Origin of the sequence: Streptomyces griseorubiginosus (genome assembly GCF_001514195.1) — a bacterium.
GTDB lineage: Bacteria > Actinomycetota > Actinomycetes > Streptomycetales > Streptomycetaceae > Streptomyces > Streptomyces griseorubiginosus.
In genome coordinates this window covers 1144979-1158209 of sequence record NZ_KQ948735.1, presented here as the reverse complement: position 1 = coordinate 1158209, position 13231 = coordinate 1144979, and the positions used below count along the sequence as shown (strand labels likewise).

General features: G+C 71.9%; 13 protein-coding genes. 7 read left to right on the top strand and 6 right to left on the bottom strand.

The window, feature by feature from the left end:
• Positions 1-312 precede the first annotated feature (312 nt).
• Together AQJ54_RS11545 and AQJ54_RS11540 are read left to right on the top strand one after the other, a co-directional pair.
• Entirely contained in the window at positions 313-792 is a 480-nt protein-coding gene (locus tag AQJ54_RS11545) for an anthrone oxygenase family protein (protein ID WP_062025273.1), read from the top strand.
• Between the two features lie 178 nt (positions 793-970).
• Positions 971-2458 carry a glutamate synthase subunit beta gene (locus AQJ54_RS11540; RefSeq protein ID WP_062236558.1) on the top strand — a complete coding sequence of 496 codons (1488 nt, stop codon included), beginning with the start codon at positions 971-973 and terminating at the stop codon, positions 2456-2458.
• Positions 2459-2528: 70 nt separating this feature from the next.
• On the opposite strand, the gene AQJ54_RS11535 is transcribed toward AQJ54_RS11540, so the two are convergent.
• Entirely contained in the window at positions 2529-3008 is a 480-nt protein-coding gene (locus AQJ54_RS11535; RefSeq protein WP_062236556.1) for a carboxymuconolactone decarboxylase family protein, read from the bottom strand.
• A gap of 46 nt (positions 3009-3054) precedes the next feature.
• Between AQJ54_RS11535 and pdxR the strand changes: the two genes are divergently transcribed.
• Positions 3055-4689 carry a MocR-like pyridoxine biosynthesis transcription factor PdxR gene (gene pdxR / locus AQJ54_RS11530; protein WP_062236553.1) on the top strand — a complete coding sequence of 545 codons (1635 nt, stop codon included), beginning with the start codon at positions 3055-3057 and terminating at the stop codon, positions 4687-4689.
• A 48-nt stretch (positions 4690-4737) separates the two neighbouring features.
• Here the strand turns inward: pdxR and AQJ54_RS11525 are convergent, their stop codons facing one another.
• Complete coding sequence (locus AQJ54_RS11525; protein ID WP_020137571.1) at positions 4738-4992, bottom strand: DUF397 domain-containing protein; 255 nt, start codon at positions 4990-4992, stop codon at positions 4738-4740.
• On the bottom strand, positions 4993-5853 hold the full coding sequence (locus tag AQJ54_RS11520; RefSeq protein ID WP_062024548.1) for a helix-turn-helix domain-containing protein: 861 nt from the start codon (positions 5851-5853) through the stop codon (positions 4993-4995).
• 287 nt (positions 5854-6140) lie between these two features.
• On the opposite strand from AQJ54_RS11520, the gene AQJ54_RS11515 reads away from it, so the two are divergent.
• From AQJ54_RS11515 to AQJ54_RS11505, 3 genes are all read left to right on the top strand, one after another.
• Entirely contained in the window at positions 6141-6803 is a 663-nt protein-coding gene (locus AQJ54_RS11515) for an ATP-binding protein (protein WP_246091201.1), read from the top strand.
• Entirely contained in the window at positions 6794-7240 is a 447-nt protein-coding gene (locus AQJ54_RS11510) for a hypothetical protein (RefSeq protein WP_020137568.1), read from the top strand. The genes AQJ54_RS11515 and AQJ54_RS11510 overlap by 10 nt, the downstream gene beginning before the upstream one ends.
• 283 nt (positions 7241-7523) lie before the next feature.
• Positions 7524-9386: an ABC transporter ATP-binding protein gene (locus AQJ54_RS11505; RefSeq protein WP_388206030.1), complete on the top strand. Its 1863-nt coding sequence runs from the start codon at positions 7524-7526 to the stop codon at positions 9384-9386.
• A 2-nt stretch (positions 9387-9388) separates the two neighbouring features.
• Here AQJ54_RS11505 and AQJ54_RS11500 read toward each other — a convergent pair whose 3' ends face one another.
• From AQJ54_RS11500 to AQJ54_RS11490, 3 genes are all read right to left on the bottom strand, one after another.
• Positions 9389-9574: a hypothetical protein gene (locus AQJ54_RS11500; protein WP_020137566.1), complete on the bottom strand. Its 186-nt coding sequence runs from the start codon at positions 9572-9574 to the stop codon at positions 9389-9391.
• Between the two features lie 169 nt (positions 9575-9743).
• Positions 9744-10433, bottom strand: a complete 690-nt coding sequence (locus AQJ54_RS11495) for a DUF899 domain-containing protein (RefSeq protein WP_062236548.1) — start codon at positions 10431-10433, stop codon at positions 9744-9746.
• Between the two features lie 131 nt (positions 10434-10564).
• Positions 10565-11989: an amidohydrolase gene (locus AQJ54_RS11490; RefSeq protein ID WP_079069820.1), complete on the bottom strand. Its 1425-nt coding sequence runs from the start codon at positions 11987-11989 to the stop codon at positions 10565-10567.
• Positions 11990-12282: 293 nt separating this feature from the next.
• Here AQJ54_RS11490 and AQJ54_RS11485 point away from each other — a divergent pair, with 293 nt between their 5' ends.
• Entirely contained in the window at positions 12283-13230 is a 948-nt protein-coding gene (locus AQJ54_RS11485; RefSeq protein ID WP_062236545.1) for an endonuclease/exonuclease/phosphatase family protein, read from the top strand.
• Position 13231 lies beyond the last annotated feature (1 nt).

Below are 13231 nucleotides of genomic sequence, written 5' to 3'. Positions count from 1 at the left end.
CACCCCACACCCCCCACCCGGGCACCCGGCACCCCGCACCCCACACCGCACACCCGGGCACCCGGCACCCCGCACCCCGCACCGCACACCCGGGCACCCGGGCACCCGGCAGGTCAGCCGTCTCCGCTCTCCGCCCTGCCTCGCCCGCCCTGCCCCGCCTGCCCTGCCCCCCTCTGCCCCGCCCCGCCCTGGACGCTCGCGTATGGGAGTGCGCCGACAGGCCATGGTTCACGAGGGAGGGCGCGGGTTTGACTGGTGGGGACGGGTGGTGCCGGGTCCGGGGCCCGGCCGGAGGCGGGAGCTGGTGTGGTGATGATCGATGGGCCTTACTTCTGGCTGGTGGTGCTGGGCGTGCTCGGGACCGGGCTGGTGGCCGGCGTGTTCTGCGCGTTCTCGACCTTCGTGATGCGGGCTCTCGCCGCGTTGCCGCCCGCGCAGGGCGTCGCCGCGATGAACTCGATCAACGTGAACGCGGTGCGGCCGCCGTTCATGGCCGTGTTCGCGGGCTCCGCGGTGCTGTGCGCGGTGATCGCGGTGGTGACGTTCGTGCTGTGGCCGGACGAGGGGACGGCGGAGCTGCTGGTGGGCAGCGCGCTCTATCTGTTCGGCTCGTTCGGGCTGACGATGGTGGCGAACGTGCCTCGCAACGACGCCCTGCTGAAGCTGGCCCCCGGTACCACGGAGGCGGCGACGTACTGGCCGACGTACGTGCGGGAGTGGACGATGTGGAACCACGTCCGCGCGATCGCCTCGGGCGCGGCGGCGGTGGCGTACGTACTGGCCCTCACCTGAGGGGCGCGGCCCGCGCGGCAGGTGCAGGAGAGCACCGTCCCTGCGTACCCGACGGCACTCTGCGCAGGGGGCCGCGGAGTCGTATCGTGGCCGGAAGGAGTTCCGCCAGCGTGCCGCCCGATGACGCACGGCCGCGTCGGACGCGTCGGCGTCACCAGCGCGAGCAAGGAAGACGGCCATGGCCGATCCCAAGGGATTCATGAGCACGCCTCGCCGGGACTGGCCTCGTAGGCCGGTGGAGGAGCGGGTTCGGGACTGGGACGAGGTGTACGTCCCCGGGGCGCTGCTGCCCATCGTCAGCAAGCAGGCGGACCGCTGCATGGACTGCGGGATCCCGTTCTGCCACGAGGCCTGTCCGCTGGGGAATCTCATCCCGGAGTGGAACGACCTCGTCTCCCGGGAGGACTGGCGGCAGGCCGCGGACCGGCTGCACGCGACGAACAACTTCCCCGAGTTCACCGGGCGGTTGTGCCCGGCGCCGTGCGAGGCGGGGTGTGTGCTCGCCATCAACCAGCCGGCGGTCACCATCAAGAACGTCGAGGTGGCCGTCGCGGACCGGGCCTGGGAGCTCGGGTTCGCGCCGCCGCGGCCGCCGGACCGGCTGTCCGGGCGGACCGTCGCGGTGATCGGATCGGGCCCGACCGGGCTCGCGGCGGCCCAGCAGTTGACCCGGGCGGGGCACACGGTCGCCGTCTACGAGAAGGACGACCGGCTGGGCGGCCTGATGCGGTACGGCATCCCCGAGTTCAAGATGGAGAAGCACCATCTGGAGCGGCGGATCGAGCAGATGCGGGCCGAGGGGACGAAGTTCCGTACGTCCACGGCGGTCGGGCGGGATGTGGGGGCCGCGGAGCTCAGGGCACGGTACGACGCGTTGGTGATCGCGACGGGGGCCACGGCATGGCGTGAACTGGACGTGCCGGGGCGGGAGTTGGCCGGGGTGTGGCAGGCCATGGAGTACCTGCCGGCGGCGAACCGAGTGTGCGAGGGGGATCTGGAGGTCTCCCCGTTGTCGGCGGCCGGGAAGCATGTCGTCATCGTGGGCGGGGGTGACACGGGGGCGGACTGTCTGGGCACGGCGGTGCGTGAAGGGGCCGCTTCCGTGACCCAGTTGGACATCTACGCGCAGCCGGAGGGTGTGCGGGACGAGGATGCCGAACCCTGGCCCACGTACCCGAGGATCTACCGGCTCTCGGCGGCGCACGAGGAGGCCGGGGCGCTGGCGACCGCGCCCGCGGCCGACGCGGACGCGCGGTTGTTCGCCGCGTCGACGCTCCGCTTCGAGGGCGACGCCGAGGGGCGGGTGCGGTCGCTGCATCTCGTCGGCGTGGACGCGGCCCGCAGGCCCGTGGCGGGGACGGGGCGGACGCTTCCGGCCGACCTCGTGCTCCTCGCGCTCGGGTTCTCCGGACCGGACCTGGGCGACGGACTGGTGGAGCAGCTGGGGTTGGAGCTGGAGCCGCGCGGGACGATCGCACGCGACGAGGAGTTCCGTACGAACGCGGCGGGGGTGTTCGCCGCGGGGGACGCCGCCCGGGGACAGTCGTTGATCGTGTGGGCGATCGCGGAGGGACGGGCGGTCGCGGCGGCGGTCGACCGGTACCTGACGGGAAGTTCGCGACTTCCGGCACCGATCGGGCCGTACGACCGCCCCATGACCGTCTAGGAACGGGGAACATACCGTCCAGGGACGGGGACGTCGCGTCCGGGAACAGGAACGCCCGGGGGCAGGACGCTCAGCCCCGCTCGTCGGTCCCCGCGACCTTCGCCGTCGACAGCGCCACCCGGTTCCAGGTGTTGATCGCGAGGATCAGGGACAGGACGTGGGCCAGTTCCTGCTCGTCGAAGTGTGCCGCCGCCTGGGCGTAGACCTCGTCGGGGACTCCTGCGTCGGCCACCAGCGTGACCGCCTCGGTGAGGGCCAGGGCCGCCTGTTCCCGCTCGGTGAAGAAGTGCCGGGCCTCCCGCCAGACCGGGACCATGTGGAGGCGGTCCTCGGTCTCGCCGGCCTTGCGGGCGTCGTTGGTGTGCATGTGCAGGCAGTACGCGCAGCGGTTGAGGTGGGAGGCGCGGATCTGGATCAGTTCGACGAGGGCGGGGTCGAGACCCTCGCGGGCGGCCGCGTCGAAGCCGATCAGAGCGCGGAACACCTTGGGTGCCGTCTTCGCGAAGTTCAGTCGGGCCGTACCGGTCACGTGCGTGTTCGTCGTCGTCATGGGACCAACCTACGAGCCGGAAAGACCGGCTGTAGGGTGCATTTCCATGGCAGAATCATGGGTCAATTCCGGGGAGCGGACAGGCGGCTCCGACCTGCATCTGGAGCTCTCCGGTCCGGGGAGCAAGCGGGCCGCGCTGGCCCGGGCGCTGCGGGACGCCGTCCGCAGCGGCCGGCTCGCCCCCGGAACCCGGCTGCCGCCCTACCGCTCGCTCGCCGCCGACCTGGGCGTCGCCCGCAACACGGTCGCCGACGCCTACGCCGAACTCGTCGCCGAGGGCTGGCTCACCGCCCGCCAGGGCTCCGGGACCCGGGTCGCCGAACAGACCTGGCCGCCCCACACCGCCGTACGCCCGAAAAGGCCCACGACGAACGCGACCCGACCTCCGGACCGGCAGCCGCCTCCACGCCCACACGCAAGCCCACACCCGAGCCCAAGCCCAAGGCCACGCCCACGCCCAGTCGCACGAGTCCACGACCTCCGCCAAGGCACCCCCGACGTCTCCGCCTTCCCCCGGGGCGCCTGGCTCGCCTCCTACCGCCGGGCCCTCCAGCAGGCGCCCAACGAGGTTTTCGGGCCCGGTGACCCGGCCGGGCGCCCCGAGCTGAGGGAGGCCCTCGCCGAATACCTCGCACGCGCGCGTGGCGTACGGACCGAACCGGACCGGATCGTCGTCTGCTCCGGCTTCGCACACGCCCTGCGGCTGCTGTTCGGCGGAGGCGGAGGCGCAGGCTCAGAGAAGGGCAGAGGCAGGCAGGTCCTGCGCGGCCCCCTCGCCGTGGAGGCGTACGGACTGCCCTTCCACCGCGAGCTGCTGGCCGCCGAGGGGGTACGGACCGTGCCGCTCCCGATCGACGAACACGGCGCCCGGGTCGACCGGCTCACCCGCGAGCGCGCGGTCCTGCTCACGCCCGCGCACCAGTTCCCCACCGGCGGCCCGCTGCACCCCGAGCGGCGGGCGGCGGTGGTCGACTGGGCACGCGCGCGGGGCGGGGTGGTGCTGGAGGACGACTACGACGGGGAGTTCCGCTACGACCGCAAACCCGTCGGCGCCCTCCAGAGCCTCGACCCCGAGCGGGTGATCCTCATCGGCTCGGTCAGCAAGAGCCTGTCGCCCGCGGTGCGGCTGGGATGGATGGTGCTGCCCGAGCGGTACGTCGGTGACGTGCTCGCGGCCAAGGGCGAACGGGAGGCCTGGGCGAGCGTCCTCGACCAGCTGGCCTTCGCCGACCTCATCGTCTCCGGGTCCTACGACCGTCATGTGCGGCGGATGCGGCAGCGGTACCGTGCCCGCCGGGACCGGCTCGTCGCCGCGCTGGCCGAACGCGCGCCGCACATCGAGGTCAGCGGGGTCGCGGCGGGCCTGCACGCCGTGCTGCGGCTGCCGCCCGGCACCGAGCGGTCGGCCGTGAAGGCCGCGACCTGGCAGGGCGTCGCGCTGGACGGACTCGCGGAGTTCCGCCACCCCGACGCGACGGACGGACCGGACGGGCCCGGCGGACCGGACACGGACATGCCGGCCCGCGACGGCCTGGTCGTGGGATACGCGACCCCGTCCGAGCACGCGTACGCGGCGGCCCTGGAGGCACTGTGCGGAGCACTTCCGCCGGCAGACGCCCAGGTGCCGCCACAGCACCTCAACCTGTCAGTGATTACCGAGCAATTGAACGATGGAGCATGAGCAATGAAACATGCAGCACTGGAGCAACGGAGCACATGAACAACGACGTCAGGAGAGCAGGAAGTCGGCCACCCCCGCCTTGGCCCCCTCGATGAAGGCGGTCATCTCGTCGGTGGTGTAGATCAGCGCGGGTCCGTCCGGGTCGGTGGACTGGCGGACGGCGATCCGGCCGTCGGCGAGCTTCATCGCCTCCAGGCAGTTGCCGCCGTTGCCGCCGCTCCACGGCTTGTGCCAGCCCTCGCTCCCCAGCTCCCTCGCGGGCATGCCGTTGTAGACGGAGTGACGCGGCGTGATGCGGTTCATTCACAACTCCTTGCGGAGGTCCCGGAGGAACTCCTTCGTGCGATGTGCTGTAGCGGCCTGCGCCGCCATGCGGTCCATGACCTCGAGGTGGGTCGCCACCTCCACGCGCGCGTCCAGATAGACCGCGCCGGTCAGGTACTCGCTGTAGACCATGTCCGGAAGTTCGGGCACGGCGAATCGGAAGAGCACGAAGGGCCCGTACGTCCCGGGGTGCGGCCCGTTGGCGAACGGGGCGACCTGGAGCGTCACGTTGGGCAGCTTCGTTGCCTCGAGCAGTTTGTCGATCTGGGCACGCATCACCTCCGGGCCGCCGACGGGGCGGCGCAGCACGGTCTCGTCCATGACGACCCACAGCCGGGGCGCGTCCTGACGGGTGAGCAGTCCTTGACGTTCCATGCGCAGGGCGACATGGCGCTCGATGTCCTCGGGGCTGGTCTGGCCGATGGCACCGGAGCGCAGCACGCCACGCGCGTAGTCCTCGGTCTGGAGCAGACCGGGCACGAAGTGCGGCTCGTACTCGCGGATGAGGGCGGCCGCGCCCTCCAGGCTGACGTGCATCGAGAACCAGCCGGGCAGCACGTCGTGGAAGCGCTGCCACCAGCCGGGGCGGTTGGCGTCCTCGGCGAGCTGGACGAAGTCCTCGGCCTCCTGGTCGGAGACGCCGTAGGCCTTCAGCAGCAGCTGGAGGTAGGGGATCTTGAGGCCGACCTCGGCCATCTCCATCCGGCGGACGGTGGCGGGGGCGACGCGGAGGATACGGGCCGCCTCCTCGCGCTTGAGCCCGGCGCGTTCCCGCAGGTCCAGCAGGCGCCGGCCGAGGACGACCTGGCCGACCGTCGGCGCGGACCGCGGTTCGCTCACGCTCCACCTCCACGAAGTCCCGTATCGAAGTCAACTGAGCCGACTGATTCGACTGAAGCCGAGCCGTCTGCATGCTGACAGCCCAGCGGCGCCATTCGAAGACCTAATCGAAAATCTGTACGGATACAACCATCGGTACGAATACCGATGCGTACGGATCTCCGGTGATCCCAACTGGCGCCGCTCAAGATGCTGTTGCGAGCAGTGTGCCATGGCCTCCCACCACGTCACACAGCACTCTGCATTTTTCAGAGTGACACTTGCCAAGTGTTCACGACGGGGCGATAGTGGCAAGCGTGATTCCGTCCCCGCCCTTAGGAACAGACGCTGCCGAAGGCCGCCCCCAGGGTCTTGGAGCCGCCGGGAGAGCGGGGCCCGACAGGGCTGCCGCCCGGCGCCGGTTCCGTTTCGAGCTGGCCGCGCACCCGGGCTCCCCGGCGCAGGCCAGACGCCTGACGAGGGCCAGACTGACCCATTGGTCGGTCTGCGAGGACACCTGCGACTCGGCGGCCCTGGTGGTCTCCGAACTCGTCACCAACGCCATCGTGCACACCGCGAGCAGCCGTGTGGTCTGCGAGCTGCACGACAACGACGACCTGGTGCGTATAGCCGTACGCGACGAGGGCTGTGCGCCGGGTGAACCCCGCCCGTCGCCGCAGCGCGGCGAAGAGGAGCACGGCAGGGGACTGCTCCTGGTCGACTCCCTCTGCCACGCGTGGGGCGCCCATGAGCACGGCCCCGGGCTGCTGGTCTGGGCGGAGCTGCCGCGCAAGGCGGACCAGCCCCGCGCGGACACCGGCCCGCGCAACGACCTGGGCTGGGGTGCCCGGCCCAAGCCGGTTCCCTCCGGGGGTTCCGGCCAGGGGGACGAGGCCGAGGAGCATCACCGGGCCGAGCCCGAGGGACACGCGCGCGATCACGGCACAGGGGGCCTGGGCGCATGGGCGTGAGCAGCGGGTCCGGCGGCCCGGTGCTGACCCTGGACTCGCTGGTCCGCCTTCGCCGCGGGCTGCGGGCGCCCGGCACCCCGTTCCGGCTCGCCGTGCCGCAGGGCATGACGGTGCCGTTGGGCTGCGACGCGGTGGGGATGCCGGCCCTGCTGGGGCAGCAGCTGGTGCCCCGGCTGCCGCGGGTCGGGTGCGTGTACGCCGATGACACGCACTGGTGGTGGCTCGTGCCCGCCGACTCCGACTACGCCCTCGAATGGCCCGCGCCCGCTCAATACGCCACCGGGGCGGTTGTTCCGGACGCCCCGGTGGTGCCGTCTCTCGTGCATCGGCCCGAGGGGACGCTGCCCTACACACCGCCGATACCGCTGTACCTGGCGTTGTGCCGCCTGACGGGAACGACGCCGAGCTGGTCCCGGCCGGTCAGCTCCGCGGGTTGACTCGGCCGGCTGGGCCGTCCTTCGGGTGCGGCTGAGTGGGGGCTGGTCGCGCCCGCGCGGCGGAGCCGCAGAGTGACACCGCCCCGCGCCCCCGAAGGCGGGTGTGCGCCCCGCGTGTATTCACCATGACCTTCTGCGCCCTGCCCCAGCCCCGCCCACCCCGCCATAGTGACCCCCGTCCAGCGATCGGGGGAGGTCCACGGTGGGGAAACAGAGCGACGCGAAGCAACCCGGCGTCTCCGAGTCCGAGCGGCTGCTGTTCGGCGGGCCGCTGCGGTACGACATGGGGTGGAACTCGCACTCCGACGCCTTCCTGGAGCTGGGGTTCCGGTCCATGGTCGTCCGGTTGCCGGTGCTGCTGTCGGCGAGTATGCGGCTGGCCTGGCAGGCCGACCGGCAGGCCGCCCGGACCGTGCTGGCCGCCGAGGTGGGCCGCGGTCTGGCCCAGGCCGTGAGTCTGCTCGCCGTCAACAGTGTGCTGGGCCGGCTGATCGGCGGGGGCCCGCTGGAGGACCGGCTGCGGGAGGCCGTGCCCGCCCTGGTCACCATGGGTGCCGTGATGCTGGTCGGGGCACTGCTGCGGGCCGCGTCGACGTACGCCACCGGGCGGCTCGAACCCAAGGTCGAGCGGGTGGCGACCGAGCGGTATCTGGAGCTGGCGGCGGCCGTGGAACTGTCCGCGATCGAGGACCACGCCTTCCACAAGCTGCTGGACACCGCGCAGTACGGCGCGAGCTCGGCCCGCCGGATGATCCCGAGCGCCACTCGGGTGATCAACGCGGCGATCTCGATGATCGCGGCGGCGGGCGTCCTGACCGTGCTGCATCCGGCGCTGCTGCCACTGCTGGTCACGATGACGATCCCGAGCGCGTGGAGCGCGCTGACCATCGCCCGCAGGCACTACGAGTGGTACCACGCCTGGGTGCAGCACGTACGGGCCGGCCGGCTGCTCGGCGCCCTGCTGATCGAGCCCGAGGCGGCGCCGGAGATCCGGGTGCACGGGGTGGGTCCGTTCCTGCTGCGGCACTTCCGGTCGATGGCGGAGACGGCGGAGGCGGAGCAGGCCCGGCTGGCCCGGCTCGCGGCCCGCACCGGACTGATCGCGGCGTGCTGGACAGGCCTCGCCACCGCGGCGACGTACGCGACGCTGGGCGGACTGCTGCTGGCGGGCGCCATGGCCCTGTCCGTGGCCGGTACGGCGGTGATCGCGATCCGTACCGGCTCGCAGAGCCTGGAGACGCTGGTCATGGAGGTGAACTCGCTGCACGAGGACGCGCTGTTCGTCGGCGATCTCCAGCGGCTGTACCGGGAGGCGGCCGAGCGGGCGATCCCGGTGGGCGGGGTCGCGCTGCCGGACGACCCGCGCGAGATCCGCTTCGAGAACGTCTCCTTCACCTACCCGGGTGACGCGACCCGCCCCGCCCTCGACGACGTGACGCTCACCCTGCCGCTCGGCAAGATCGTCGCGCTGGTCGGCGAGAACGGCTCGGGCAAGACCACGCTGGTCAAACTGCTGGCCGGCCTGTACGCCCCCGATCGGGGCCGGATCCTGTGGGACGACGTGGACGCGGCGCGGGCGGACCGGCGGCTGCTCGCCGAGCGGGTCGCGATGGTCGCCCAGGACTTCAAGCGGTGGCCGTTCACCGCCCGCGTCAATGTGGCTGTCGGCCGTTCCTCGGTGCCGCTCACCGACGAGCGGGTGGCCGGCGCGGTCGCGGAGGCCGGGGCCGGGGACGTCCTCGAGGATCTGCCGCGCGGCCTGGACACCCTGCTGGCCCGCAACTTCAGCGGCGGGCACGAGCTGTCCGGCGGACAGTGGCAGCGGCTCGGGATCGCCCGGGCCGCCTACCGCAGCGGCCACATCCTGATCGTGGACGAGCCGACGGCCGCTCTGGACGCACGCGCCGAGCTGGAGGTCTTCGAGAAGATCCGCGCCCTGGCAGGCACCGGTCAGACGGTCGTCCTGATCACCCACCGGCTGGCGTCCGTACGCCACGCGGACCTGGTGCATGTCCTGGAGCAAGGCCGGCTGGTGGAGTCGGGCACGCCCGACGAGCTTCTGGCCTCCGGTGGGGTCTACGCGGAGCTGTACACGCTCCAGGCCGAGCAGTTCACGGCAAAGGTGCCCGCCGAGGAGGCGGGCTGACCTCATGCGACGGCGTCGGCCGCCCCTCCACTGCGGACGATCACCAGGAACATGTCGGACGCGAGGTCCATGACGACCTCGGCCGGCTGTCCCTCGAGACGCCTCGCCTGCGCGAACTCCTCCGCGGGCCATGATCCTCGTGGCCCACCGGCGGGAAAGCGTTCGAGCACTGTTCGCCCGTTCACCATCCTGCACCTCCAGAAAGCGTGGCGCTCACCCGTGGAGCGCTTGTAGGAGTTAACGCCTTCCGGAGCCGGATCGCCTCGTTGCGTTGCCGTACTGAGACGTAGCTGACACGGGTTCAGCGCGAAGTGTGAGAGTCCGGTTACTCAACGATCACTTTCGCTACTTTCCGTGTCAGAAGTCGTACTCGTCGTGATACCTGATGCGCACGGAGCCGGCAGGCGCTCCGAGAGCGGAAGCCCGGCCCGCGGGTTCCTCCCATTCCTCCTGCCGCCCGAGCGCGGTGAGGTCGAGGAGGCTGGTGGTCGAGCCGAGCCCGTCGAGACCGCGTTCATAGGTCGAGTAGGTGTGGAAGACCCGGTCGGCCTCCTTGAGGAAGCAGCTGACCCCGGGCCGCTCGGTCTGCTCCCCGCCGGTCTCCAGGGTGACCTCGAAGTCGTGGTTGAAGCGGCCGCCGTACGACGAGTACCAGGGCACGGTCCAGCCCATCCGCGCCTTGAACGGCAGGATCTTCGGGTACGGCGCCCTCGACACGGCGGCGAACGTCGTCCCCCGTGCCTTCAGATGGGCGAGATGCCCGATCTGGTCCAGGAAGGCGGAGCAGCTGCGGCACCCGGCGTCCCATTCGGGCGCGAACATGAAGTGGTGGACGACCAGCTGGTGGCGTCCCTCGAAGAGGTCGAGCAGGGTGGCCTTGCCGTCGCCGCCCTCGAAGACGTACTCCTCCTCGATCTCGACCATGGGCAGCCGGCGCCGCTCGGCGTTGAGCGCGTCCCTCGCGCGCGTGGCCGCCTTCTCCCTGACCAGCAACTCCGCGCGGGCAGCGCGCCATTCCTCTCGCGAGGTGATCTCCGGAAGCGCCATGGGGTCCCTCCTGTGCGACGGTCCGTCGGGAGTGCTGACCGAGGGGACGGGCGGAACTCATCGCTGCCACGGGAAATCTCTCGCGGGAGATCACGGGGAATCACCTCGGTACGGCACCTCACGTCCGGCTGTCAGGTGTCGTACTCCTGGATCCGCCGGCCGTGGCTCCGGTCCAGCAGCGCGGGCATCCGTTCGGCCAACTCCCCCACGACGGCGGCCACATCGACGGTCAGCAGCGCACGGTCCCGCATCAGGACGCGGCCGTCGACGATCGTGGTGCGGACGTCGGAGGAGCGGGCGCTGTGGACGAGCGTGGCGGCGAGGTCGTGGACGGGCTGGGTGTGCGGACCGGTGAGGTCGACCAGGACGATGTCGGCGCGCCGGCCGGGCGCGATGCGGCCGACGACGTCACCGAGTCCGACCGCGCGGGCGCTCTGGAGGCTTGCGTGGTGCAGGGCTTGACGGACCGTCAGCCAGCGGGGGTCTCCGGTGGTCGACTTCTGGACGAGCGCGGTGAGCGCCATCGACTCCCACACGTCGAGGGAGTTGTTCGAGGCGGCCCCGTCCGTGGCGAGTCCGACGGGGATGCCGAGGTCGTGCAGGGCGCGCACGGGCGTGGTGGTGGGCCAGGCGAACTTGAGGTAGCCGCGCGGTGCGGTGGCGACGGCCGTACGACCGGCGGCACGCGACAGGAGCGGCAGGTCGCGGTCGAGGATGCCGGTGCCGTGGGCGATCAGGACGTCCGTGTCGAGGATCCCGGTGCGGTGGAGCACCTCGACGGGGGTGACGCCGTGCCGGGCGAGGCTCGCCTCGGCCTGGTCGCGGTTCTCGGAGGCGTGGAGGTGGACGGGGAGCCCGTGCGCGTGGGCGAGCGACGCGGTCGCGGCGAGGTCGGCGTCGTCGACGGTGTAGGGGGCGTGCGGGGCGAGGGCCGTGGTGATGCGGCCACCGGCGCCGCCGCGGTGCCGCAGGGCGAACTCCAGTGACCGCTCGCGCCCTTGGGGGCCCTGCGAGGAGAAGTAGGCCTCGCCGAGGTGCGCCCGCATGCCGCACGCGTCGACGACCGCGGCGACGGCGTCCATCGAGAAGTAGTGGTCGGCGAAGCAGGTGACACCGCCCCGGATCATCTCGGCACAGGCCAGCCGCGCCCCCAACTCCACGTCTCTCTCCGTGAGGTTGGACTCGACCGGCCAGACGACGTCGTTGAACCACTCCTCGGTCGGCAGGTCCTCGGCGACCCCGCGCAGGGTGACCATGGGCGCGTGGGTGTGGCAGTTGACGAGCCCGGGCATCGCGACCTGGCCCCGGGCGTCGATCCGCTCGGTGGCGGGCAGCTCCCGTACGGCGTCGGCGCTCGTCACCGACACCACGGCCCCGTCCCGTACGACGATCGCGGCGTCCTCCTCGAACCCGATCCGCTCTTGATCGTCGTGCACGAGGACGGTGCATCCGGTGATGATGAGATCAGCGGGTGAACCGGCAGTCGAGCCGGCGGCGGAAGGGTCGGGAGAACCGGCGGCGGAACCGTCGGAGGAGCCGGCGCGAGAGTCGGTCATCACGCCAACGTACGGCGTGATGGGCGCGGTGCGTGAGCCGAACCGCGCATCCCGTCAGGGCTCTGTCGCGGCCCGTGCTGACGGGGCACGCTGGCCTCACGGCAGGGGGCCTGACCGAACGGCCCGACGACGACACCTTTCATGGCAGGCCCGGCCGGACGGCCCGACGACGACACCTTTCACGGCAGGGCCTGGCCGGACGGCCCGACGACGACACCTTTCACGGCAGGCCCGGCCGGACGGCCCGACAACAACACACCTTCATGCGGACCGGCTTCTGAAGGGAGCCCGGCATGCTTCTCGGCACCTGGAACCTGGAGAACCTGTACCGTCCCGGCGGCCCCTTCGGCCCCCGGGACAAGGCGGCCTACGACGCGAAGCTCGCCGCCCTCGCCGCCACCATCACCGGCCTCGATCCGACGCTGCTGGCGGTGCAGGAGGTCGGCGAGCCGGAGGCCCTGCAGGACCTGGTCGACCTGCTCGGCAGCGGCTGGACCGTCGCGACCTCACGGCACCCGGACGGCCGGGGCATCCGGGTCGGCGTGATCTCCCGCAACCCCTTCGAGGTGCTGGCCGACACCACCGTGTTCCCGCCAAAGCTGCGGCCGGTCCAGGCCGACGACGAGGGCGCGACGGTGGCGGGGTCGGGCCGCGGCTTCCTGGCGGTGGAGGTGGAGACGGACCGCGGGCCGCTGCGGGTGGCGGTGGCCCACCTCAAGTCGAAGCTGCTGTCGTACCCGGGCGGCCGCTTCCAGCCGCGCGACGAGGGTGAGCGGGCCCGCTTCGGGGCGTACGCCCTGTACCGCCGGGCGGCGGAGGCGACGGCCCTCAGGGCGCTGGCCGACGAGCTGCTGGACGGCGACGGACGGGAGCGGAACGTGATGGTGCTCGGTGACCTGAACGACGAGGTGCAGGCCGCGACCACCCAGATCCTGCTCGGCCCGCCCGGCTCCGAGATCGGCACCTCCGGCTACAAGATGCCCGACAAGGGCGACGCGGGCCGCCTGTGGGACACGGCCCCGCTGATTCCCGCCGAGGAACGCTACTCTCGGGTCAACGCCGGTCGCCGCGAGCTGATCGACCACATCCTGTGCGACCACCACCTGATACACCGGGTCCGGGAGGCGGGCACGGGCCTACCGCACGAGGGCGCGATGCGGCTGCCGTCGGTCGGCGCGGATCCGGCGGCGCGGCGGGACGCGACGGCGTCGGACCACGCACCGGTGTGGGTGCGCCTGTGAC